Below are 21,286 nucleotides of genomic sequence, written 5' to 3'. Positions count from 1 at the left end.
TATCGCTGGAGGAGCGCGCACTCGCGCGCGTCTCGAAGGATGAAGCCCCCATGTCTAGTCCTAGCCCGCCACGCGCGCGCCGGTACCGGCGGCCTTGATAGCGACCGAGAGCGCCAGCTTGCTCTGCTCCACGATCTCCTCGACCAGTTCTTCCCGGCTGATCTGGGCAACCTGGCCGGTGAGCAGTCCCTGCTCGGCCAGCATCACCACGCCGTGCAGCGCGGCCCAGATTTGCAGGGCCTGCCGCTCGCGCAACAATCCGACGGCGGGCGCTTCCAGCGCTTCCAGCACGAGGCCGAACGTCTCAAAGGCCGCGTTGTGCAGCTCGCTGCCTTTCGATGCGCAGGCCATGGTTCGCGACGCGAACATCAGGCGGTAGATCCCGTTGCGGCGAAGACCGAAAGAAAGCGTGGCCTGCGCGAGGCGCGACAGCTTCGATTGTTTCGACGGTCCGCTGATCGACTCCCGCAGCATGGCGGAAAATTGCCGGAAGGCCTCCGCCGTGACCGCCGCCAGCAAGGCCTCGCGGTCGGCGAAATGCCGGTACGGCGCCGGTTGCGAGACGCCGAGCTTTTTTGCCAGCGCCTTGAGGCTGATGGCTTCCGGGCCGCCCTGCTCCGCCTCGGCCAATGCGGCCCGAACCAGGGCGTCGCGGAGATCGCCATGGTGGTAGGTATTGAGCGGTTTGCGGGCTAACCGAGGCGGCATCTGCGTCCTGATCCCTGACTTTTCACTTGACACCACAACCGCGGCACGAATGTAATATGCTATAATTTAACGACGCAGCCAATACGGTCAGCGCCGTTAGAATAATAAGACAGCAAGTGGAAACGCAACACGGCAGCAAGGCTGCAGGTGAGTTCGGGGAGAAGCGCGTCAGATGGCCGGAAAACTCAAGATCCACGTCGATCAGGACAAGTGTCAGGGACACGCCCGCTGCAAAGCGCTGGCGCCCGAACTGTTCGAGCTCGACGAGTTCGGCAATGCGCACGAGGTCGGCGACGGCTCCGTGCCTGCAGGGATGGAGGAAAAGGCCTGGCTCGCCCGGGCCAATTGCCCTGAGATCGCGATCGAAGTCACCGAAGAGTAACCGCGTCACCCCTGTGCCGCCGATTCGAATCTGCTGACCGATTTCTTTTAGCGCAATCGTAGATCCAGCGAACGAACCAGAGGAATTTACCCTGATGTCCGATCCCGCCCGCGCCATTCCCGACGCCGCCCCCGCGATGCCCGAGCATCCTCCCGTGAAAGATTGGGTGCACGATTTCGACCATACCGATCCGCACTGGACGGAAAATCCGTATCCAATCTGGGACGAATTGCGGGCGGCATCGCCGGTGGTTCATACCGACCGCTTTCTCGGCTGCTACATGCCGACCACCTATGAGGCAGTGAAGGAAATCGCCTACGACACCACGCATTTCTCCTCGCGCCGTGTCATCGTGCGCGACGTGCGGCCGCCGATTACCAACACCGCGCCGCCGATCACCTCCGATCCGCCCGAGCACAAGCCCGCCAAGCAGCTGTTGCTGCCGCCGTTCACGCCCGACGCGATGAAGAAGCTCGAGCCCCGGGTTCGCGCGATCTGCAACGAGCTGATCGACGAGTTCATCGCCGACGGCAAATGCGACGCCGCGGCGCGCTACACCAAGCACATTCCGGTCCGCGCCATCGCCCACATGCTCGGCATCCCCGAAAAGGACAGCGACCAATTCATCAAGTGGATCCACGAAATTCTCGAGCTCGGCATCAAGGACGACGCCACCATGATGCGCGCGGTCCAGGAGATGACCGGCTACTTCCATGGTCATATCGAGGCGCGCAAGAAGAACCCGACCGACGACCTGATCATGACGATGATGAACGCCCGCGACAAGAACGGCCAGCCGCTGGCCGACGGACACGTGCTGGGTTCGCTGCGGCTGTTATTGATCGCCGGCATCGACACCACCTGGAGCGCGATCGGCGCCTCATTGTGGCATCTGGCGAAGACGCCCGCGGATCGCGACCGCCTGATCGCCGAGCCGGAACTGATGCCGACCGCGATCGAGGAATTGCTGCGCGCCTATGCGCCGGTGACGATGGCGCGCGAGGTGATGAAGGACACCGTGATCAGCGGCTGCCCGGTGAAGCACGACAACATGGTGCTGCTGTCGTTTCCCGCCGCCAACCGCGATCCGGCCGTGTTCCCCGATGCCGACAAGGTCGTGATCGACCGCAAGGAGAATCGCCATGTCGCCTTCGGACTCGGCATTCACCGCTGCGTCGGCTCCAACCTCGCACGCATGGAAATGACGGTCGCGATCGAGGAATGGCTGAAGCGGATTCCGGACTTCAAGCTCGACCCGGCCGGTCAGGTCAAATGGTCGGAAGGCACCGTGCGCGGGCCGCGGCAGCTTCCGGTGCTGTTCGGGAAATCGGCCTGAGGCGTTCGCTTCTCGTGATGGCTCCATGCTAGACTTTCGGTTCTGATCAAGTCGGAACCGAAGGTCTGGAATGGCCGAACAGGACGAACCGCCTCCGGACTCAAAGCTGACGCGCAGCAAGCAGCGCTGGGCGCAGCAGGGCCGCTTCCTTACCGGCAGGACGTCCCGTCCCGCGGAGCAGCGCCTGCCGCCCGGGCAGCATCTCACAAGGGACTGGCCGACGCTCGACCTCGGCGTCACCCCGAATATTTCCCGCGAGCGCTGGCGCCTCGATGTCTACGGCGCAGTCGAGGAGCCGCTGTTCTGGAATTTTGCGCAGTTCACCGCGCAGCCGCAGGTCAATTTCATATCCGACATCCATTGCGTCACCACCTGGTCGCGCTACGACAACCGGTGGGAGGGGCTTTCAACCCGCGATCTGCTCGACGCCTGCCGGCCGCGCGCGGAGGCGCGCTTCGTGGTGCTGCATTGTCATGACGGCTACACCACCAATCTAACGCTGGAAGATTTCGCCGCCGAAGATGCCCTGCTCGCGCATGGCTGGTCCGGCGCGCCGCTGGAGCAGGAGCATGGCGGCCCGGTGCGGCTGGTGGTGCCGCATCTCTATTTCTGGAAGAGCGCGAAGTGGCTGCAGAGCATCGAATTCCTGGCCGAAGACAAGCCGGGCTACTGGGAAGTCCGCGGCTATCACAATCGCGGCGACCCGTGGAAGGAAGAGCGCTATTCCAGGGGTTGATGCTTTGGCCGATCCGAACCATGGAGCTTGAACGTGCCCACTGAACGCTTCCAATTCACCAGTGAGGGGGGCCACCAGTTGGCGGCATCGCTGGATTTGCCGGAAGGCACTCCGCTCGCCTATGCGCTGTTCGCGCATTGCTTCACCTGCGGCAAGGACGTGCTCGCGGCCAGGCGCATCGCGGCGGCGCTGGCCGCCAGGGGCATCGCGGTGTTGCGCTTCGACTTCACCGGCCTCGGTTCCAGCGAAGGCGATTTTGCCAACTCGAACTTCTCCTCGAACGTTGCCGACCTGGTGCGGGCCGCCGACCATCTGCGCGAAACACGAAAAGCGCCGACGATCCTGATCGGCCACAGCCTCGGCGGCGCCGCCATCCTCGCCGCCGCCGGGCAAATTCCCGACGCGAAAGCGGTCGTCACCATTGCGGCGCCGTCCGATCCCGCCCACGTCACCGGCCTGTTCAGGGAACGCATCGAGGACATCCGCAAGCACGGCAAGGTGGAAGTCCAGCTCGCCGGGCGGCCATTCCACATCACCAGCGAATTTCTCGACGATATCGCCGGGCACAGCCTGATGGCGGAGGTGACGAATTTGCACAAGGCGCTCTTGATCATGCATTCGCCGACCGACGACACCGTCGGCATCGACAACGCCACGCATATCTTCGTGGCGGCCAGGCATCCCAAGAGTTTCGTTTCGCTGGCGGGCGCCGATCACCTGCTTTCCGGCAAGCGCGACGCCTCCTATGTCGCCGGCGTCATCGCCGCCTGGGCGGAACGCTATGTCGATCTTGCCCTGCCCGAGCAGCCGTCCGTTTCAGGCGACGCGCCGCGCAGCGTGGTGGTGCGCGAGACCGGCAGCGGCAAGTTCCAGCAGACCATTTCGGTCGGGCCGCATCGGATGATCGCCGACGAACCCATTGCCGCCGGCGGCGACGACACCGGACCGGGACCCTACGATCTCGTGCTGGCCGGCCTCGGCGCCTGCACCTCGATGACCCTGCGGATGTATGCCGACCGCAAATCGCTGCCGCTGGAACGCGTCACGGTGACGCTGAACCACAGCAAGATTCATGCGGAAGATTGCGCCGAGTGCGAGACCAGGGCCGGCATGCTCGACCGGTTCGACCGGGTGATTTCAATGGAAGGCGCGCTCGACGCCGAACAGCGCAGAAAATTGATGGAAATCGCCGACAAGTGCCCGGTGCACCGCACCCTCACCTCGGAGATCCATATCGTGACATCAGCGGCCGATTGACGAACAGTCGAGCGGGCGTATCATCGATGGCCTCATGGTTCGAGACGCGCGGCGTTGCCGCGCTCCCCACCACGAGGGTTTCAAACCTCATCCAGAGGAGGCGCGACGCGAAGCCGTCTCGAAGGATGAAGCCCCCGAGCCGAAAATTGCATTGAGAGAACTGCCCATGCCGATGGTGGCCCGTGTCGACCCCAAGACGGTCTTTACGCCGGAGGAGTGGAGCCGGCTGACGTCGCGCAGTTCGCTGCGCGGCATGTGGCTGGTGCTTCACGCCTGGGGCACCATCGCAGCCGCCATCGCGCTGGTGATGCTGTGGCCCAATCCGCTGACCTGGCTGATCGCGGTGATGGTGGTCGGCACGCGCCAGCTGGGATTGGCGATCCTGATGCATGAAGCCGCGCATGGCGGACTGCACAGCAACAAGGCGGTCAATGAATGGGTCGGGCAATGGCTGTGCGCGGTGCCTGTCGGTGCCGACCTCGCCAGCTATCGCTCGTACCATTTGCAGCATCACAAATTCACCCAGCAGCCGGAGGACCCCGACCTGTCGCTGTCGGCACCGTTTCCTATCACCAAGGAGAGCTACACCCGCAAGGCGATCCGGGATCTCACAGGGCAAACTTTCGTCAAGCAGCGGCTGCCGCTGTTCCTGTCGCTGTTCCGGCGCAAGGACGGCGACGGCAAGGTGTCGCACGAGAGCTTCGTCTCCAGCGGCGCCGACAAGATGGCAAGATTTCTCGGCGTCAACGCGGTGATGTTCGCACTGTTCTGGCTGGCGGGCGCCGGCATCTGGTACTGGGCCGTCTGGGTGGTCGGGATGGCGACCTGGCTGCCGCTGGTGACGCGGATCCGCAACATCGCCGAGCACGCCTGCACCTCGACCGGCGAAGACCCGTTCAGCCACGCCCGCACCACGCTCGCGGGTCCGATCGAGCGGCTACTGATCGCGCCCTATTGGGTGAACTATCACGCCGAGCACCATCTGTTCATGTACCTGCCGTGCTACCGGCTGCCGGAAGCACATCGGCTATTGGCCGAGAAAGGCCTGATCAAGCGGATGGAAGTGCGCCCCGGTTATCTCGACGTGATGCGGCTGGCGACCTCAGGTCCGCGGGGCTGATTCCTGCGCCGGCACCAGCGGCTGCACGCGAAGCGCGCCGCGCAGGCCTGCTGCCGTCCCTAACAGAATCCCGGCGACCGCGACGAATGACGCCAGCGCCAGTGTCGACAGGCCGGTCAGGCCCTGCCCGATCGAGCAGCCATAGGCCATCGCGCCGCCCGCGCCCATCAGCGCCGCGCCGGCGATCGAGCGCAGCATGTGGCGCGGCGAGTTGAAGCCTTCCCACTGGAAGCGACGCGTCGCCAACGCCGTCAGCAGGCTTCCGGCGAACACGCCGGCCACCATGACGACGCCGAAATTCAGCGTCAGCCCGGTCGACAGCATGACGTACTGCACGCCATCGGCGATCGGCGCGATGAAGGTCAGCGACGTCACCGCGGCGGGATTGAAATCGTCGGCGCCGAGAAAGCCGGTCGCGAACCATCCCGCGGTGGCCAGCAGGCCGACCGCGAGCCCCGCGGCGATCTGCCCCCAGGCGCGCTGGAACGGGGCATGCGCGAACGCGAAGATGATGAGGGCGCCCGAGATGGCGGACGCCGCCAGCATGCGGGCGAACGTCTCACTGAGGCCGAACGCCGACAGCAGCGCCGGCAACGAGATGATCTTCGGCGCCGTCTGCGACAGCTGCAGCGCCGCGACGCGCGGCGGCGCGATCAGGCCTTTCAGCGTCATCTGCGCGGCGATGCCGAGCACGATCACCACGACGAACGAACGCAGATTGCCGCGCCCGAGCAGCACCAGCGCGCGCGAGCCGCAGCCGTTCGACAGCACCATGCCGTAACCGAACAGCAATCCGCCGGCGAACATCAGCGGTGCGGAAAACGACGGCTGCAGATAGATCGTCTTGCCGAGATCGACGAGGCCGCCGGCGGCGAGCAGCTGCGTTGCCGCGATCGCGACGCCGAGCGCCAGCGCGTAGGTCCGGACCAGCCGGCTGTCGCCGTCGGCCCACCAGCCGCGCAGGCTACTGAGCAGACAGAAGCCGCTCAACAGGCCGACCGCGCCATAGGCGAGGCCGATCAGAAGTCCGCTCACCACGACAATATTGTCCACGCCCTGCACTGGTTTTTCCCTTGGCTTTCTCGGCCAACGACGGCCGGCACGGCTCAAATATGCTGCAAAATCAGCACAGCTATAACGTTTCCCGCATGGGACCGTCCACGGTCTGCGACAGCAAAGAATGAAGCTATCGCGCGCCGCCGCGCAGAGAGAATAAAACCTTCGCTCCCGATCGAAATGCGAATGGTTTCGTTCCCGCTGCGGAAGCGCGAAATGAAGGGATCGAATGGCTTATACCGGCCGCAGGATGACGCGGTCGCGCGAGGAGCCGGCCACCGCAATATAGGCTGCCTTGGCCTGCTCCAGCGGATAGATCGCACTCGCCAGAATCGGGAACGGCTTCAGATGCCCGCTGGCGAAACCGGGACCGAGTTCCCGGAGCACCGTCCCGGTCGCGATCGATGACAGCGCCAGCGTATCGATGCCGACATAAGTGTGCTGTCCGCGATAGAATTCGAGGATGTTGAACTGCACGATGCGGTCGACTGCGGCGATCAGGATTTGACGTCCGCGCAACGCCAGCGATTTGTGCGCCGCCTGAAAATAGGGATCGCCGACGGTGTTGAAGACGATGTCGGCGCCCTTGCCGTCCGTCAGCTCGCGGACGCGCGCGGCAACATCGCTCACCGAGGCGTCGATCACTTCGACCTTGCCGTTGGCATGGCCTTCATACGGCTCGCTCTTGCGCACCACGCCGATCACGCGGGCGCCGTTCCAGCTGGCGATCTGCACCGCGGCCTGGCCGACCTTGCCGTTGACGCCCATCACCAGCACGGTGTCGCCCTGCTTCGGCATGCCGGCGCGGCGGAATCCTTCGATCGCGGTGACGAAGGGCACGCCGATCCCGGCCGCCTCCTCCCACGAGATATTGCGGGGTTTGTCGACCACGGCCTCGGTTTCCACCTGGAGATGCGTGGCATGGCTGCCGTCGCGCCGGATCCCGAGGTCGCCCGAGGAGCCGAACACTTCGCGCCCGATCCAGTCGGCCGGCCCGTCGATCACGACGCCGGCATAGTCACGGCCGGGCGTGCGCGGAAACACCGCATAAGCCATCAGGCCGGTGGCGGCCTTCACGTCGGACGGATTGACCGCCGCCGCCTTGACCTCGATCAGCAGCTCGTTCAAGGCCCGCGACAGCGTGCGCCGCTCGACCACCGGCGCCAGCGAGGCCGGATCGACAGCCTTCGCCAGCAGGCGCACGCAGCGCGCCTCGACGGCAACCGGCGGGCCATTTGGTTTTGGAGGGGCGGGTATCATGGGTCTTCCCGATTTGTGGCGGTTTCCAGCGATTTGACGCCCGCAGGGATCGTTGACACCATGGTGGCTTCGCATCATGACTAACCGACTGATCGCTGAGTTCAAGAGGCTTGTTACAACAGGCCCACAGCGGCCTGAACCGGTCTTGGGGAGAACGCTCTTGCATCCGATCCTGCTCGCGGGGAACCCGCAGTGAACGTCAAGGCCACGCTGTCGGCGGACGATCTCGCTCGCGCCTGCGCCGACGCGATGTGGAAGGAAGACGACGCCAGCCAGGGTCTCGGCATGGAGATCCTGCAGATCAGGGCCGGCGAAGCCGTCATGTCGATGACGGTCAAGCCGCATATGGTCAACGGCCACGGCATCGCCCATGGCGGTTTCATTTTCCTGCTGGCGGATTCGACCTTCGCCTTTGCCTGCAACTCCCACAACGAGCGCGCCGTGGCGGCGCAGTGCAACATCACCTTCATCCGGCCGGGCAAGCTCGGCGACCGGCTGGTGGCGACGGCGCGGGAAATCTCGCGAACCGGCCGTTCCGGAATCTACGACGTGCGCGTCACCGTCGATGACACAGCGATTGCCGAGTTGCGCGGCCATTCCCGCACCATCGGCGGCGCCTGGGTGCCGGCCGCCGGAACGGACGCCAAGGCGCGATAGAGCGCCGATTTCAGGAAACCTGCCAGGAAACTTGCGATGGCTTCGACCAATACTCAATCCAACAGCAGCGGTTACAGCGCCGAGCTGGACCAGGCCGAGCGGGCATCGCGCGACGAGATGACGGCGCTGCAGACCAGGCGCATGGCGTGGACGCTGGCGCATGCCTACGACAATGTCCCGCATTACAAAAAGGCCTTCGACCAGGCCGGGGTGAAGCCGGCGGATTTCCGGCAATTGTCGGATCTTGCGAACTTCCCGTTCACGGTGAAGACCGACCTGCGCGACAATTACCCGTTCAACATGTTTGCGGTACCGCGCGAGAAACTGGTCCGGGTCCACGCCTCCTCCGGCACCACGGGCAAGCCGATCGTGGTCGGCTATACCCAGGCCGACATCGACATGTGGGCGGACGTGATGGCGCGCTCGATCCGCGCCGCAGGCGGCCGCAGCGGCATGATCATCCACAACGCCTACGGCTATGGCCTGTTCACCGGCGGCCTCGGCGTGCATTACGGCGCCGAAAAGCTCGGCTGCACCGTGGTGCCGGTGTCCGGCGGCATGACCGAACGGCAGGTGCAGCTGATCAACGACTTCCGGCCCGACATCATCACGGTGACGCCGAGCTACATGCTGGCGATCCTGGACGAGTTCAAGCGCCAGGGCCTCGACCCGCGCAAGTCATCCCTAAAGGTCGGCATCTTCGGCGCCGAACCCTGGACCAATGCGATGCGCACCGAGATCGAGCAGTCGTTCGACATGGACGCCACCGACATTTACGGACTGTCCGAGGTAATCGGCCCCGGCGTGGCGCAGGAATGCATCGAGACCAAGGACGGCCTGCACATCTGGGAGGATCATTTCTATCCCGAAGTGATCGACCCCGAGACCGGCGCGGTATTGCCCGCCGGCGAAAAGGGTGAACTGGTTTTCACCTCGCTGACCAAGCAAGCGTTCCCGATCATCCGCTATCGCACCCGTGACCTGACCCGGCTGTTGCCGGGCACGGCGCGGCCGGGCATGCGGCGGATGGAGAAGGTCACCGGGCGCTCCGATGACATGATCATCCTGCGCGGCGTCAACGTGTTCCCGACCCAGATCGAGGAAGTGCTGCTCGGCGCCGACTGGTGCGGCGGCCACTTCATCATCGAACTGACCCGCGAGGGACGGATGGACGAGATGACGGTGGTGGCGGAAGCCCGCCCCGAACACTGGGACGAGAGCGGATTGGTCGAGCATACCGAGCGGGTCACCGCCTATATCAAGAACACCATCGGCATCACCGCCCGGATCCGCGCCGTGGCGCCGGAAACGCTGGAGCGCTCGCTCGGCAAGGCCAGGCGCATATTCGACAAGCGGCCGAAGGATTAGTCCACCCACCGCCGTCATTCCGGGGCAGCCCGCAGGGCTGAACCCGGAATCTCGCGGCAATAACTTCCGGATTCCGGGTTCGCGCTAACGCGCGCCCCGGAATGACGGGGATGAGCACACGCTAAACGTGATCGTAATCCACCACGACCTTGTCCGTGGTCGGCCGCGCCTGGCAGGTGAGGATGAAGCCCGCCTCGAGCTCCCACGGCTCCAGCGAGTAATTCACTTCCATCTCGGCCTTGCCCTCGACCAGCTTGGCGCGGCAGGTCGAACACATGCCGCCCTTGCAGGCGAACGGCAGGTCCACGCCGCCGCGCAAGGCGGCGTCGAGAATAGCCTCGCCTTCGGCGACCGGCACCTCGCGGCGCTTGCCGTCGATGATGAGCGCGGCATGCGCCTTCGGCGGCGCGCTTGCCGGCACCGCCGTCTTGGGGCGTGGTTTGCCGCCGAGTCCGGAGACGAAACGCTCGACATGGATGCGGTCGGCTGAAATGCCGATGTCGCGGCAGGTCGCCTCGACATCCTCGCTCATGCCGGTCGGACCGCAGATGAAGACGTGATCGACCGAGGCGGCCGGGACCAGCGAGCGCAGCAGCACCCTCACCTTGTCGCCGTCGAGCCGGCCATGCAGGATCGGGATATCCTGCTCTTCGCCCGAGATCACATGGAACACCGAGAGCCGCTGCAGATAGCGATCCTTCAGTTCCTCCAGCGCCTCGCGAAACAGCATGCCGCCGGTGGAGCGATTGCCGTAGAACAGAAAAAAGCGGCTGTCCGGCTCGCGCGCCAGCACGCCCTTGACGATGGACAGGATCGGCGTGATGCCGGAGCCGGCGGCGAAGCCGACATAGACCCTTGCCTCGCCGGGCGCGGGCGCAACGCCGAAGCGGCCGGTCGGGGTCATGACGTCGAGTTCATCACCGGTCTTCAATTCGTCGGCGGCCCAGCTCGAGAACGCGCCGCCGTCGACCTTCTTCACCGCAATGCGCAATTCGCCATCGTCGGGCCCCGAGCAGATCGAATAGGAGCGGCGCACTTCCTCGCCATCCATCATCGTGCGCAAGGTCAGATACTGGCCCGGTGAAAAATGATAGTCGCCGGCAAACTCCTTCGGGATCGCAAAGGTCAGCGACACCGCGTCGGACGATTCGCGGCGCAGATCGTTGACGGCGAGACGGTGAAAACGGGGTGTGTGGGACAATGACGCCTCAACGATCAGTGACATTTGAAATAGTCGAACGGTTCGCGGCAGCTCTTGCAGCGCCACAGCGCCTTGCAGGAGGTCGAGCCGAATTCGGACAGCACTTCGGTATCGCCGGAGCCGCATTGCGGGCACGCCACCTGCTGCACCCCGAACAGCGCGCGACGGGAGCCTGCGGCTTGTGGCGGCGCGATGCCGTATTCCCTGAGCTTGCGGCGGCCGTCCTCGCTCATCCAGTCGGTGGTCCAGGCCGGCGAAAGCACGGTGCGCACCTTCGTATTGCGGAAGCCTTCGCGTTCCAGCGCCATCTCGATTTCGAGCGTGATCATGTTCATCGCGGGACAACCGGAATAGGTCGGCGTGATCGCGACTTCGACCCGGCCATCGTTGATCGCGACATCGCGGAGCACGCCGAGATCGGCGATGGTCAGCACGGGAATTTCAGGATCGACCACGGTCGCCGCGGTATCCCACGCGTGTTGCCGCAACCCGGCATCGCTGAATACAGTGCTCACCATGCGACCCCCGGAAAGGTCCGCTGCATCGATTGCAGCTCGCTGAGCAAATGCCCGAGATGCTCACTGTGCCTGCCGTCGCGGCCGCCCTGCTGCATCCAGTCGTTGCTGGGCAGAACCAGCGTCGCCTCACCCACGACACCGGAGACCGTGTCGAGCCATTGCGAACGCAGGCCCGCGGGATCGACGGCAATGCCGGCATCAATCAAGGCGCGCTCGCCGGCATCCACCTCGAACATCTCGCCGGTGAAGGCCCAGAGGTCATCGATCGCGCCTTGCGCGCGGGCGTGGCTCTCCTCGGTGCCGTCGCCGAGCCGGACGATCCATTCCGACGAATGCCGCAAATGATAGGCGCTTTCCTTCTCGGACTTTGCCGCGATCGCCGCCAGCGTGGCGTCGCTCGATATCATCATCGCGCGCCAATAGAGGTCGGCGAAGGCCGAGTAGAACAGCTGCCGCACCATGCTGCGCGCGAAATCGCCGTTGGGCTGCTCCAGCAGCAGCAGGTTGCGGTACTGCCTGACGTCGCGCAGATAGGCCAGCTTGTCTTCGTCGTTACCCCTGCCCTCGACCTCGGCCGCATAGGTATAGAGTTCGCGCGCCTGGCCGAGCAGATCGAGCGCCATATTCGCGAGCGCCATGTCTTCCTCGAGGATCGGCGCATGGCCGCACCATTCCGACAGCCGGTGCCCGAGAATCAACGCATCGTCGGCGCGGCGCAGCGTGTACAGCAGCAGCGGGGTTTCGGAGACGGTTATGGACGCGACAGCCATTCTTTCCACTCGCTCATCAATCTCCAGCCTTATCCTGAGGAGCGCGCCCTTGCGCGCGTCTCGAAGGATGGCCGCGAATTCGGTGTTGCTCCCATCCTTCGAGACGCTCGCTTCGCAAGCTCCTCAGGATGAGGTCCGTATTAGTGAGCTCTCAGGGAGAGCATCACATATGCCCGACTTCCTCGGGCACCTCGTAAAACGTCGGATGGCGGTAGATCTTGGATTCAGCCGGCTCGAACATCATGGCCTTGTCGGCCGGATCGGACGCAGTGATCGCGCTCGACGGCACCACCCAGATCGACAGCCCCTCGCCGCGACGGGTGTAGAGGTCGCGCGCGGCCTGCACCGCCATGGTCGCATCTGAAGCATGCAGCGAGCCGACATGCTTGTGCGCGAGCCCGTTGCGGCTGCGAATGAAGACTTCCCACAGCGGGGTATTGGGCGTGGACATGACGATCTCCCTCAACTCTATTCGGCAGCTTGCGCGACTTGCCGGCGCTTGCGTTTCTCGGCATAGGCCTGGGCCGTCTCTCGGACCCAGGCGCCGTCGTCATGCGCCTTGCGCCGCGCCGCCATCCGGTCGCGGTTGCAGGGGCCGTTGCCGGCCAGCACCTGCTTGAATTCTTCCCAGTCGATCGCGCTGTATTCCCAATGCCCGGTCGCCGCGTTCTGCTTCATGCCGGGATCGGGAATGGTCAGGCCGAGATACTGCGCCTGCGGCACCGTGGCATCGACGAATTTCTGGCGCAGTTCGTCATTGGAGAAGCGCTTGATCTTCCATCTGGTCGAGGTGTCGCTGTGCTGGCTCACCTGGTCGGGCGGCCCGAACATCATCAGCACCGGCCACCACCAGCGGTTCAGCGCGTCCTGCGCCATCGCCTTCTGCTCCTCGGAGCCGCGCGCCAGCGTCAGCATGATCTCGTAACCCTGCCGCTGGTGAAAGGATTCCTCCTTGCAGACGCGGATCATCGCGCGCGCATAGGGACCATAGGAGCAGCGGCACAGCGGGATCTGGTTCATGATCGCCGCGCCATCGACCAGCCAGCCGATCACGCCGATGTCGGCCCAGGTCAGGGTCGGATAGTTGAAGATCGAGGAATACTTGGCCTTGCCGGCCAGCATCTGATCGACCAGTTCCTCGCGCGAGGCCCCTAATGTCTCCGCCGCGGCATAGAGATAGAGACCGTGGCCGCACTCGTCCTGCACCTTGGCGAGCAGCGCCGCCTTGCGGCGCAGCGACGGCGCGCGCGTGATCCAGTTGCCTTCCGGCAGCATGCCGACGATTTCGGAATGGGCGTGCTGCGAGATCTGCCGCGTCAGCGTCTTGCGATAGGCCGCCGGCATCCAGTCGTTCGGCTCGATGCGCTCCTCGGCATCGATGCGCGCCTGAAACGCCGTCGCGTGCGCGGCGTCCTCGATATTGCGGTCATCAGCGTCGGACGTGTTGAGCGCCTGCGTGTACATGGCCGTCTCCCGGAAGATAATTAACATATATCAGAATAAACGTAACTCAAGCAATTCTTGTAACATAATTACACGCCGGTAAAGCGGCGCGCCAGGTCCTTGGCGGCGCCGGGCAGCGGTCCGGTCTCGCAGGTTCCGTTCCGCTCAAGCCATTGTTCGGACGCGGCAAGCACCCCCCGATAGATCTCGCCGCAGAGCGTTCGGGCGGCCCGGCCCGGCCAGTCCACAGGGAGCAGCGCCGTCGGCAATAGCGGGTCGCGCAGCACCACCCGCCGGTAATGATGGATCAGCAGGATCCGCGCGGTGAAGGCGTCAGCCTCCGACAAGCGTTCGCGGCGGCCGGCCCAGCCCCGCAGCGGCTCGAAGGTCTTGATGAACTTCAGATAGGCGTCGGCGGTGCGCTCGAGCGGCCAGCTTTCGGTCAGCAGGCGGCGGCCGCTGTCATCCTCGGCGGAGACTTCCAGGCGAATCGCGGTTGCGGCTTCCTCTGGAATGGGAACGCCCGACGGCGCGACCCAGACGCCCGGCAGCGGACTGCCGAAGCCGGCATTCTTCAGCGCCTCGCGCGAGGCGTCGCGATCCTCACCATTGCCGATCAAGAGCAGCTCGAAGCGTCCGGTCCAGTCGGACGGCTGCGGATCGTAGATGTGCCGGGTCGCGGCGTCGAAGGTCTGACGCCCTTTCCGCGCCAGCCGGTAGAAGCTGTTGCGGCCGACCTTGTGGCGCTCGAGCCAGCCATCGGCAGCGAGCCGCGACATCGCGGTGCGCACCACGCCGCTGTCGATGTCGAGCACCTCGAAGAATTTCAGCAGCGTGCCGAGCCAGACCGAGCCGCCGCGCGGCACGATGGCGTCGCCGAACACCGTGATGACGATGGAGCCGGTGCGCGACGGTTCACGCTTGAGCTGAGAGATGATGCGGGCAAGCGGCTGCGGCATGTGCCACGCATACCGCGTTTTCGGGAGTCGCGACAACGCTCACGACCCGGACTCTCATGGTTCGAGACGCGTGGCAGTGCCACGCTCCTCACCATGAGGGTCTGAGACCTCATCCTGAGGAGCATCGCCAACGGCGATGCGTCTCGAAGGATGAAGCCACCACGCGCCTAGCGGTGCGGATCGGGATAGACGAGGCTGCGCCAGCCGTTGCGGTCGAACGGCGCCCATGTGCCTTCGGGCTGGGCCAGGCGATCGGCCACGGCGTAGACCACCGCGGGATGATGGCCCATGCCGCAATGGCTGCTTTCGACCTCGATGCTTTCGGAGGTCGCGGAGGTCTTTTCCATGCAGCCCTGCCACGCGCAGATGCCGTCGGTACGGCTGAAGATCGCGGTGGTCGGCACCGGCGGCGTTTCGGAAAGCGCCCCGCCGAAGCGGTGATCCTCTTCCTCGGCGCTGCGGCCGCTCGCCATCTCGTAGACCCGCCACGCGTTGGTCGCCTTCGGGCTGCCCGCGAACGGACTGCCGAGCGTGATCACCGAGCGCACGCGATCGGGCATCATCTTGGCGAGCTGGCGCGCATAGAGACCGCCGAGGCTCCAGCCGACCAGGCTGATCTTGCGGCCATGGGTATCGTTCAATTCATGCACGAGGTCGACCATCGCGTGCTGCACGCCATGGCGCAGGCCGAGATTGCGGCCTTGCCGCCAGCCGCTGACGGCGTAGCCACGGTTCTTCAGGAAGCTGCGCAACGGCCGCGTCGAGGTGTCCGAGGCGACGAGGCCGGGCAACACCAGCACGGCATGGCCGTCGCCCTTCGGCGCGAGGCTGAGCAGCGGCAATGCGCCGAGAAATGCGCCGAACTCGTGAAGGGCGCGCCCTTCCAGAAACATCAGGGTTCTGGACGGCGGGCGCAGTGTCTGGGCAGTGGCGGACATCAGGTTTCCTCTTCAGGGTCGGCATCGACCCAATCGGTCAATTGAAAACGCGGCTCACGCACATTCGTTTCGCAGTGCAGCAATCTCTTGAAGGAAGCTATGGCACCGATTCCTTCATTCAAGCGGCTGCCTGCCGATGGGACAATAGGTGCCCGCACTTAATGCGGGCGCCGTGATCTAAAAGTCACAGCAGGCGCAGCAGTAATTCCACGGTGTACAGCCCCAGCCCGGCCAATCCGCCGATCAGCGCGCCATTGAAACGGATGTATTGCAGGTCCTTGCCGATGTTGATTTCGATCAGCGCTATCAGCTGCCCCATATCCCAGGCCTTGACCTGATCGGAGATGAAGCTCGACACGCCGCTCTTCTGATCGGCGATGAAACTCCTGAGCACGGCGACGAGACCCTGGTTGATCTCAGCGCGCAGCTCGGCATCGGCCGCGAGCGCCTCGCCCGCTTTCACGAACATTCCGGCAAGATGCTGCTGCAGCACCTGGGTTTCGCCGCTGGCGCTGCGTTCGATGAAGGATCGCGCGTTCGACCAGATGTTGCGCGCGAGGTCGCCGAGTTCGGGGCGCGCCAGGAGGTCGCGCTTCAATCCGTCGAGGCGATCGGCGAAGGCCTTGTCGCTGCCGAGCCGGTCAACGAACGACAGCAGCATGCGATTGAATTCGCCGCGGAACGGATGCTGCGGATCGTCGCGCACTTCCTCGAAAAACGTGGTCGCGGACGCCACTATACGTTTCACCAGGAACTTGTCGGCGCGGTAGAGCTTCAACAGCGTCGGCAATTCGTCGCGGATCTTCTCACGGATCACAGCCATGGTTTCCGGTTGGGTCAGCGACTGATGCACCACGCGCAGGATGTCGTCGAGCAGGCCCTGATGCCTGCCCTCCTGCACGAAGCCGCGCAGCGTGCCGGCGGCGAGCGGCGCCAGATCGATCCCCTGCAACTGGGTGGCGATGCGCCGGGTGATGAACGTCATCAGGCCCGAGGTCTCGGTCGCCGACACCGCTTCCGGCAACAGCCGCAGCGCAAAGCGGGCGAGATCGTCGCTGCGCTTGCGGTCGCGCAGCCAGTCGGCGATGAACGAGCCGAAATCGATCTGGCGCAGCTTGGCTTCGACGGGTGCGGCTTCGAGGAAGTGCACCTCGATGAATTCGCCGAGCTTGTCGGCGATGCGGTGCTGGTTGCTCTGGATGATCGCGGTGTGCGGGATCGGCAGTCCCAGCGGCCTCTTGAACAACGCCACCACCGCGTACCAGTCGGCGAGGCCGCCGATAGTGGCGGCCTCCGCGAACGCGGCGACGAAGCCGAACGCCGGATGCACGTGCAGCAGCGACTTCGCCGTAATGAACAGCGCCAGCGTGGCCGCCAGCACCAGCGTCGCCAGCGCCTTGACGCGCCGCAGCTCGGCCGCGCGCGCGGCGTCGCCGGGTGCGTCGAAAGAGAAGGTGCCGGGGACGATCATGATGGCTTTCGCGGTGTCGGGGCCCGACGATAGCAGCATCCGTCATTGCGAGCGAAGCGAAGCAATCCATCTCGCCGAGCAAAACTGGATTGCTTCGTCGCTTACGCTCCTCGCAATGACGGAGGATGCAATGATGATCTATTGACGTGCCCGTCAAAAAGAAGGCCCGCCTAAGCGGGCCTTCGAACTGACGCTACTGACTCGATATCGATCAGGCGGTCTTGTTGTAGACCTTGGCGAAGTTGTCCTGAGCGGTCTTGGCGCCGTCGGCGACGAGCTTGCCGAGATATTCGGTCGAGGCCTTCGCCCGCGACACCAGCACTTCGCCGCGCGCACGGACCATGTCGGACTGGATCTGGACCGCTTCGTTGAGCGACTTGGCGGAAGCCAGCTTGTCGATGCCGGCGAAGAACTCCTGGGCGTCCTGGTAGATCGCGTCCTGGATGTTGCGGCTGATCTTGGCGGCCTCGGAAACCGAACCGGCAACGGCGGTCTCGATCGCGGCGGTCACCTTCTCGGAGCCGGCATGAAGGTCGGCAGCGCGTTCCTTGGCGGTCTCGGTCTGCTTCTTCACGAACTCACGGGCGGCTTCCGGAACTTCCATGTTCTGGAGCTTGGTGAACGCCTCGGTGACGGGCGCGAAGGCTTCCTTGACGGTGTTCAGCACGGAATTGGTTTCGGTGGTCATGGGGTTTCTCCATCCTCAGGGTTTGAGCTATGGGCTCACCCCGTCCGGATTTGGCCCGGGGCAAGGTCTATATGACACGGTTAATGGTGCGTCGCAACATCAATGTTGCGGTGCGATATCACGAACTCGTGATCGGCCTCGGGATTGGGCGTTTTGCCCGGTAAAGCGCCCGGCAACGGTATTTAGTGCTGCACGGCGCCCGGCAGCCCGTAGGCTTCCAGCTGGGCCCGGACCTGGGCCACGTTGTGGCCGAGCACCACGATATCGTGGGTCTTGCCATCCTTGTCCTTCACATGGTCGCGCAGCAGCGCCTCGGCCTTGAAGCCCAGGCCCTCGAAGATCGCGATGGCGCCGGATTGATCCACCGTCATCTGCACCACCAGCTTCTCCAGGCCGGCGCTCAGCGCCAGCGCAAAGGTCTCCTGCGACAGCGCCCGGCCGACCCCTTGGCCGCGCACCTCCGAGGAGACCACGTTGCGGATTTCGCCGACATGCGGCGACCACGACCAGGGATCGCGCACCAAGGTGCCGCATCCGACCACCCTGCCCGCCTTCACCGCGAGGATGCTGGTGATGGCGCCGCGCTCGATCTCCTTGATCCAGGCTGACAGCACCTTGGGCTCGCTGATGTTGCGCGGCAGGAACAACAGATCGTGCACCGGCAGCTTCTGCGCAAAGTCGAGCACGGCGGCTTCGTCCGCCTGCGACATCAGGCGGAATTCGATCTCGCCGGCCTCGGTCTGCACGCGGCGCGGATAGGTTCTGATATCGCTGCTCATATCGATCTCTCGCATAACCATGAATCGAGTTTCGGCCATAGCCGCTTGATGGCGTTGGCGCCGGCGACCAGGCTGACATGGCCGCCCTTCAGGATCACCTCTTCCTTGTCGGTCGAGCCGATCTTCTGAATCAGGGGCTTGGCCGCGTCATAAGGCACGATGTGATCGTGCTCGGCGACCGCGTGCAGGATCGGCACCTTGATTTTCGAAATATCCGCTTTGCGCCCGCCGACCGACATCGCGTCGTTGTAGAGCTTGTTGTCCCACATCAGGTCCCTGGCAATGGTGCGGAAATATTCGCCGGCCAGTGGCAGCGTATCGGTCGCCCAGCGGTCGAACATGCGGTACGACTTGACATATTCGTCGTTCCAGATGTTTTCCCACAACTGCACTTGGCTGGCGGCGCGCGACGCCGGTCGCAGCATCTCGAACGACGACAGGATCATCTCGGGCGGGACGTTGCCGACGCTGTCGATCAGGCGGTCGACGTCGAAATAGCGCTTGTCGGAGAAATTCTGGAACAACTTCATCTCGCGGAAATCGACCGGCGTGGTGAAGCAGATCAGGTTCTTCATCGGTCCTTCGTTGAAGATCGATCCGTACAGCAGCGACAGCACGCCGCCGAAGCAATAGCCGATCACGGTGACGTCGGTCTCGCCGGAATCCTGCTGCACGCGGCGGACGCAGTCCGGAATGAAGTCGAGGACGTAGTCCTCCATCCGCAGGTTCTTCTCTTCCGGCTTCGGTGCGGTCCAATCCAGCATGTAGACGTCGTAGCCGCGCTTCAGGAGAAACTCGATGAAGCTCTGGCCCGGCACCATGTCGAGGATGTAGCCGCGGTTGGTGGTCGCCATCACGATCAGGATCGGCACCCGGTAGATCTCGTCCGCGACGGGGCGATAGTGATAGAGGTTCATGGTGCCGCGGACGGCCAGGATGTCCTTCGGCGTCGAGCCGAGCGACGGCCCCGAGGAGGAAATGTATTCGACGCCCTTGATGCTGCGCTGGATCGCGCGCTGCACCTCGGACTGGATCCGGTCCGGGATCGAGGCCAGATCGAGGCCCGCGGCATTCAAGCCGGCACTGGCGTTCATTTCTGCTCTCCGCCTGATGAAGGCGGTCGTTTGGTCCGCGGCGGCTTCGGCGCCGCCGGATATCCGCTGTCCGGCGCGCCGGAATTGTTGTGGACCTGGTGCAAGAGCGCCTTGATCTCGTTGAGCTGGCCTTCGATCGACTGCAGCCGCTCGGCCATACTGGCCATCTGCGCCCGGCTCGGCAGGTTCATGCTGACGAGATATTTCTCCATGAGGTCGCCGAGCTGCTTCTGCGCGCCCGCCGTGACCCCGCCGACCTGATTGACGACCTTGGAAAACTCCGGCGACGCCATCGCCTGATTGGCGAAGGAATTGAATCCCTTCTCCATCTCGCCGATCATGTTCTGCCAGATCGCGACCGGATCGTTGCTCTTGTCTGCCATTGGCGCCCTCCAGCATCATCTCGCGGGCCTTTTGCGCCTCGCCTGTTTTTGGCATACCACACTGTTGCGACAGCACGGTCAACATCGCCGGCCGATTTGTCAGTCTTTCTGCCGCACCGGAGCCTTCTGCAGCGCGAAAAACCGTGCCATAGGTTTCCCATTGCATTGCCATTCGAGGATTACGCAGGTGACTTCACTCGCCCACCAGCCGCCGCAGATCGCCCGCGCCAACGGCATCGATATTTGCTACGAGAGCTTCGGCGACGCCGGGGCCGAGCCGATGCTACTGATCATGGGGCTGGGCGCCCAGATGATCCTGTGGGACGACGAATTCTGCCGCGAGCTTGCAGGCCGCGGATTCCGCGTCATCCGCTTCGACAACCGTGACATCGGCAAGTCCAGTCACCTGTCGGGCGGCAAGCGCCTGACCCCGCTCGAATTGCTCAAGCTGCGGTTCCTGAAGATCCCGGTCCAGGCGCCCTACAAGCTCCGCGACATGGCCGAGGACACCACCGGGCTGATGGATGCGCTCGGCATCAAGTCGGCCCACCTGGTCGGCGCGTCGATGGGCGGCATGATCGCCCAGGAAGTCGCGATCTCGTTTCCGCACCGGGTCCGCTCGCTCACCTCGATCATGTCGACGACCGGCAATCCGAAAGTGCCGCCGCCGACCCGCGAGGCCGCAGCGATGCTGATGGCGCCACCCCCGACCACCAGGGAAGAATATCTCAAGCGCTTCGCCCAGACCTGGAAGGTGCTGCGCGTCGGCAGCTTCCCGCTCGACGAAGCCAAGGACCTCGAACGCGCCGAACGCACCTTCGCCCGCGGCCTCAATCCCAACGGCGTCGGCCGGCAGCTCCGCGCCATCCTCGCCTCCGGCAGCCGCAAGGAACGGCTGCATGCTGTGAAGGCGCCGACGCTGGTCATTCACGGCACCGTCGATCCGCTGGTGCGCCCCGAGGGCGGCAAGGACACCGCGGCCTCGATCCACGGCGCCAGGCTCCTGATGATCGAGGGCATGGGCCACGCGCTGCCGATCCCGATGTGGCCGCAGATCATCGACGCGATCGACAAGCATGCCCATGGCGCGGCGGCGAAGGCGGCGTAGCGCCTTGGTTGTCGTCGTCCCGGCGTTCGCCGGAACGGCAGGTTGAAAATTCGC

At 64.4% G+C, this 21,286-nt stretch carries 23 protein-coding genes; 8 read left to right on the top strand and 15 right to left on the bottom strand.

Features of this window, described 5'->3' with window-relative positions; translation table 11 throughout:
- Positions 1–60: 60 nt before the first annotated feature.
- A complete protein-coding gene (locus KMZ68_RS09375; protein ID WP_215615494.1) occupies positions 61–708 on the bottom strand; it encodes a TetR/AcrR family transcriptional regulator in 648 nt (215 codons plus the stop codon).
- Between the two features lie 172 nt (positions 709–880).
- Here KMZ68_RS09375 and KMZ68_RS09370 point away from each other — a divergent pair, with 172 nt between their 5' ends.
- The 5 genes from KMZ68_RS09370 to KMZ68_RS09350 all read left to right on the top strand — a co-directional run bounded on the left by KMZ68_RS09370 (position 881) and on the right by KMZ68_RS09350 (position 5,539).
- Entirely contained in the window at positions 881–1,090 is a 210-nt protein-coding gene (locus tag KMZ68_RS09370) for a ferredoxin (RefSeq protein ID WP_215615493.1), read from the top strand.
- Positions 1,091–1,226: 136 nt separating this feature from the next.
- Positions 1,227–2,426 carry a cytochrome P450 gene (locus KMZ68_RS09365; RefSeq protein ID WP_371741467.1) on the top strand — a complete coding sequence of 400 codons (1,200 nt, stop codon included), beginning with the start codon at positions 1,227–1,229 and terminating at the stop codon, positions 2,424–2,426.
- 70 nt (positions 2,427–2,496) lie between these two features.
- The gene (locus tag KMZ68_RS09360) at positions 2,497–3,162 is read left to right on the top strand and encodes a sulfite oxidase-like oxidoreductase (protein WP_215615491.1); all 666 of its coding nucleotides are present in this window, start codon (positions 2,497–2,499) and stop codon (positions 3,160–3,162) included.
- Positions 3,163–3,195: 33 nt separating this feature from the next.
- Positions 3,196–4,419 carry a bifunctional alpha/beta hydrolase/OsmC family protein gene (locus KMZ68_RS09355; protein ID WP_215615490.1) on the top strand — a complete coding sequence of 408 codons (1,224 nt, stop codon included), beginning with the start codon at positions 3,196–3,198 and terminating at the stop codon, positions 4,417–4,419.
- A gap of 166 nt (positions 4,420–4,585) precedes the next feature.
- A complete protein-coding gene (locus tag KMZ68_RS09350) occupies positions 4,586–5,539 on the top strand; it encodes a fatty acid desaturase family protein (RefSeq protein ID WP_215615489.1) in 954 nt (317 codons plus the stop codon).
- Here the strand turns inward: KMZ68_RS09350 and KMZ68_RS09345 are convergent.
- Entirely contained in the window at positions 5,522–6,601 is a 1,080-nt protein-coding gene (locus tag KMZ68_RS09345) for a YeeE/YedE family protein (RefSeq protein ID WP_371741435.1), read from the bottom strand. The genes KMZ68_RS09350 and KMZ68_RS09345 overlap by 18 nt on opposite strands.
- Before the next feature lie 228 nt (positions 6,602–6,829).
- Positions 6,830–7,855 carry a quinone oxidoreductase family protein gene (locus KMZ68_RS09340; protein WP_215615488.1) on the bottom strand — a complete coding sequence of 342 codons (1,026 nt, stop codon included), beginning with the start codon at positions 7,853–7,855 and terminating at the stop codon, positions 6,830–6,832.
- Between the two features lie 192 nt (positions 7,856–8,047).
- Here KMZ68_RS09340 and paaI point away from each other — a divergent pair, with 192 nt between their 5' ends.
- Together paaI and paaK are read left to right on the top strand one after the other, a co-directional pair.
- Positions 8,048–8,512 carry a hydroxyphenylacetyl-CoA thioesterase PaaI gene (paaI, locus tag KMZ68_RS09335; protein WP_215615487.1) on the top strand — a complete coding sequence of 155 codons (465 nt, stop codon included), beginning with the start codon at positions 8,048–8,050 and terminating at the stop codon, positions 8,510–8,512.
- A gap of 36 nt (positions 8,513–8,548) precedes the next feature.
- Positions 8,549–9,880 carry a phenylacetate--CoA ligase PaaK gene (gene paaK, locus KMZ68_RS09330; protein ID WP_215615486.1) on the top strand — a complete coding sequence of 444 codons (1,332 nt, stop codon included), beginning with the start codon at positions 8,549–8,551 and terminating at the stop codon, positions 9,878–9,880.
- 121 nt (positions 9,881–10,001) lie between these two features.
- Here the strand turns inward: paaK and paaE are convergent, their stop codons facing one another.
- The 12 genes from paaE to KMZ68_RS09270 all read right to left on the bottom strand — a co-directional run bounded on the left by paaE (position 10,002) and on the right by KMZ68_RS09270 (position 20,124).
- Entirely contained in the window at positions 10,002–11,105 is a 1,104-nt protein-coding gene (gene paaE / locus KMZ68_RS09325; RefSeq protein ID WP_215615485.1) for a 1,2-phenylacetyl-CoA epoxidase subunit PaaE, read from the bottom strand.
- Positions 11,096–11,599, bottom strand: a complete 504-nt coding sequence (gene paaD, locus KMZ68_RS09320; RefSeq protein ID WP_215615484.1) for a 1,2-phenylacetyl-CoA epoxidase subunit PaaD — start codon at positions 11,597–11,599, stop codon at positions 11,096–11,098. Before paaD ends, paaE begins: the two co-directional genes overlap by 10 nt.
- Positions 11,593–12,369, bottom strand: coding sequence for a 1,2-phenylacetyl-CoA epoxidase subunit PaaC (paaC, locus tag KMZ68_RS09315; protein ID WP_215615483.1), 777 nt, complete (start codon positions 12,367–12,369; stop codon positions 11,593–11,595). Before paaC ends, paaD begins: the two co-directional genes overlap by 7 nt.
- Before the next feature lie 163 nt (positions 12,370–12,532).
- The gene (paaB, locus tag KMZ68_RS09310; RefSeq protein WP_215602761.1) at positions 12,533–12,820 is read right to left on the bottom strand and encodes a 1,2-phenylacetyl-CoA epoxidase subunit PaaB; all 288 of its coding nucleotides are present in this window, start codon (positions 12,818–12,820) and stop codon (positions 12,533–12,535) included.
- Between the two features lie 17 nt (positions 12,821–12,837).
- A complete protein-coding gene (gene paaA / locus KMZ68_RS09305) occupies positions 12,838–13,833 on the bottom strand; it encodes a 1,2-phenylacetyl-CoA epoxidase subunit PaaA (RefSeq protein ID WP_215615482.1) in 996 nt (331 codons plus the stop codon).
- Positions 13,834–13,901: 68 nt separating this feature from the next.
- Entirely contained in the window at positions 13,902–14,771 is an 870-nt protein-coding gene (paaX, locus tag KMZ68_RS09300) for a phenylacetic acid degradation operon negative regulatory protein PaaX (RefSeq protein ID WP_215615481.1), read from the bottom strand.
- 167 nt (positions 14,772–14,938) lie between these two features.
- Positions 14,939–15,709, bottom strand: coding sequence for an esterase/lipase family protein (locus KMZ68_RS09295; RefSeq protein ID WP_215615480.1), 771 nt, complete (start codon positions 15,707–15,709; stop codon positions 14,939–14,941).
- 184 nt (positions 15,710–15,893) lie between these two features.
- Positions 15,894–17,180 (bottom strand): DUF445 domain-containing protein, encoded by a 1,287-nt coding sequence (locus KMZ68_RS09290; RefSeq protein ID WP_215616268.1) that lies wholly within the window; start codon positions 17,178–17,180, stop codon positions 15,894–15,896.
- A gap of 211 nt (positions 17,181–17,391) precedes the next feature.
- A complete protein-coding gene (locus KMZ68_RS09285) occupies positions 17,392–17,868 on the bottom strand; it encodes a phasin (RefSeq protein WP_215602766.1) in 477 nt (158 codons plus the stop codon).
- 182 nt (positions 17,869–18,050) lie between these two features.
- Positions 18,051–18,647, bottom strand: coding sequence for a GNAT family N-acetyltransferase (locus KMZ68_RS09280; RefSeq protein WP_249779574.1), 597 nt, complete (start codon positions 18,645–18,647; stop codon positions 18,051–18,053).
- Entirely contained in the window at positions 18,644–19,723 is a 1,080-nt protein-coding gene (locus KMZ68_RS09275; RefSeq protein WP_215616267.1) for an alpha/beta fold hydrolase, read from the bottom strand. Before KMZ68_RS09275 ends, KMZ68_RS09280 begins: the two co-directional genes overlap by 4 nt.
- Before the next feature lie 14 nt (positions 19,724–19,737).
- Positions 19,738–20,124, bottom strand: a complete 387-nt coding sequence (locus KMZ68_RS09270; RefSeq protein WP_215615478.1) for a hypothetical protein — start codon at positions 20,122–20,124, stop codon at positions 19,738–19,740.
- Between the two features lie 187 nt (positions 20,125–20,311).
- Between KMZ68_RS09270 and KMZ68_RS09265 the strand changes: the two genes are divergently transcribed.
- A complete protein-coding gene (locus KMZ68_RS09265; RefSeq protein WP_215615477.1) occupies positions 20,312–21,232 on the top strand; it encodes an alpha/beta fold hydrolase in 921 nt (306 codons plus the stop codon).
- Positions 21,233–21,286 lie beyond the last annotated feature (54 nt).

Source organism: Bradyrhizobium sediminis (genome assembly GCF_018736105.1).
Classification (GTDB): Bacteria; Pseudomonadota; Alphaproteobacteria; order Rhizobiales; family Xanthobacteraceae; genus Bradyrhizobium.
This window is presented reverse-complemented; position numbering and strand designations above follow the sequence as displayed.

Excerpts from the sequence above, each read along its gene's own strand:
- KMZ68_RS09375 (WP_215615494.1), bottom strand. The coding sequence starts at position 708 with ATGCCGCCTCGGTTAGCCCGCAAACCGCTCAATACCTACCACCATGGC.
- KMZ68_RS09370 (WP_215615493.1), top strand. The coding sequence starts at position 881 with ATGGCCGGAAAACTCAAGATCCACGTCGATCAGGACAAGTGTCAGGGA.
- KMZ68_RS09365 (WP_371741467.1), top strand. The coding sequence starts at position 1,227 with ATGCCCGAGCATCCTCCCGTGAAAGATTGGGTGCACGATTTCGACCAT.
- KMZ68_RS09360 (WP_215615491.1), top strand. The coding sequence starts at position 2,497 with ATGGCCGAACAGGACGAACCGCCTCCGGACTCAAAGCTGACGCGCAGC.
- KMZ68_RS09350 (WP_215615489.1), top strand. The coding sequence starts at position 4,586 with ATGCCGATGGTGGCCCGTGTCGACCCCAAGACGGTCTTTACGCCGGAG.
- KMZ68_RS09340 (WP_215615488.1), bottom strand. The coding sequence starts at position 7,855 with ATGATACCCGCCCCTCCAAAACCAAATGGCCCGCCGGTTGCCGTCGAG.
- paaK (WP_215615486.1), top strand. The coding sequence starts at position 8,549 with ATGGCTTCGACCAATACTCAATCCAACAGCAGCGGTTACAGCGCCGAG.
- paaE (WP_215615485.1), bottom strand. The coding sequence starts at position 11,105 with ATGTCACTGATCGTTGAGGCGTCATTGTCCCACACACCCCGTTTTCAC.
- paaD (WP_215615484.1), bottom strand. The coding sequence starts at position 11,599 with ATGGTGAGCACTGTATTCAGCGATGCCGGGTTGCGGCAACACGCGTGG.
- paaC (WP_215615483.1), bottom strand. The coding sequence starts at position 12,369 with ATGGCTGTCGCGTCCATAACCGTCTCCGAAACCCCGCTGCTGCTGTAC.
- paaB (WP_215602761.1), bottom strand. The coding sequence starts at position 12,820 with ATGTCCACGCCCAATACCCCGCTGTGGGAAGTCTTCATTCGCAGCCGC.
- paaA (WP_215615482.1), bottom strand. The coding sequence starts at position 13,833 with ATGTACACGCAGGCGCTCAACACGTCCGACGCTGATGACCGCAATATC.
- paaX (WP_215615481.1), bottom strand. The coding sequence starts at position 14,771 with ATGCCGCAGCCGCTTGCCCGCATCATCTCTCAGCTCAAGCGTGAACCG.
- KMZ68_RS09295 (WP_215615480.1), bottom strand. The coding sequence starts at position 15,709 with ATGTCCGCCACTGCCCAGACACTGCGCCCGCCGTCCAGAACCCTGATG.
- KMZ68_RS09290 (WP_215616268.1), bottom strand. The coding sequence starts at position 17,180 with ATGATCGTCCCCGGCACCTTCTCTTTCGACGCACCCGGCGACGCCGCG.
- KMZ68_RS09285 (WP_215602766.1), bottom strand. The coding sequence starts at position 17,868 with ATGACCACCGAAACCAATTCCGTGCTGAACACCGTCAAGGAAGCCTTC.
- KMZ68_RS09280 (WP_249779574.1), bottom strand. The coding sequence starts at position 18,647 with ATGAGCAGCGATATCAGAACCTATCCGCGCCGCGTGCAGACCGAGGCC.
- KMZ68_RS09270 (WP_215615478.1), bottom strand. The coding sequence starts at position 20,124 with ATGGCAGACAAGAGCAACGATCCGGTCGCGATCTGGCAGAACATGATC.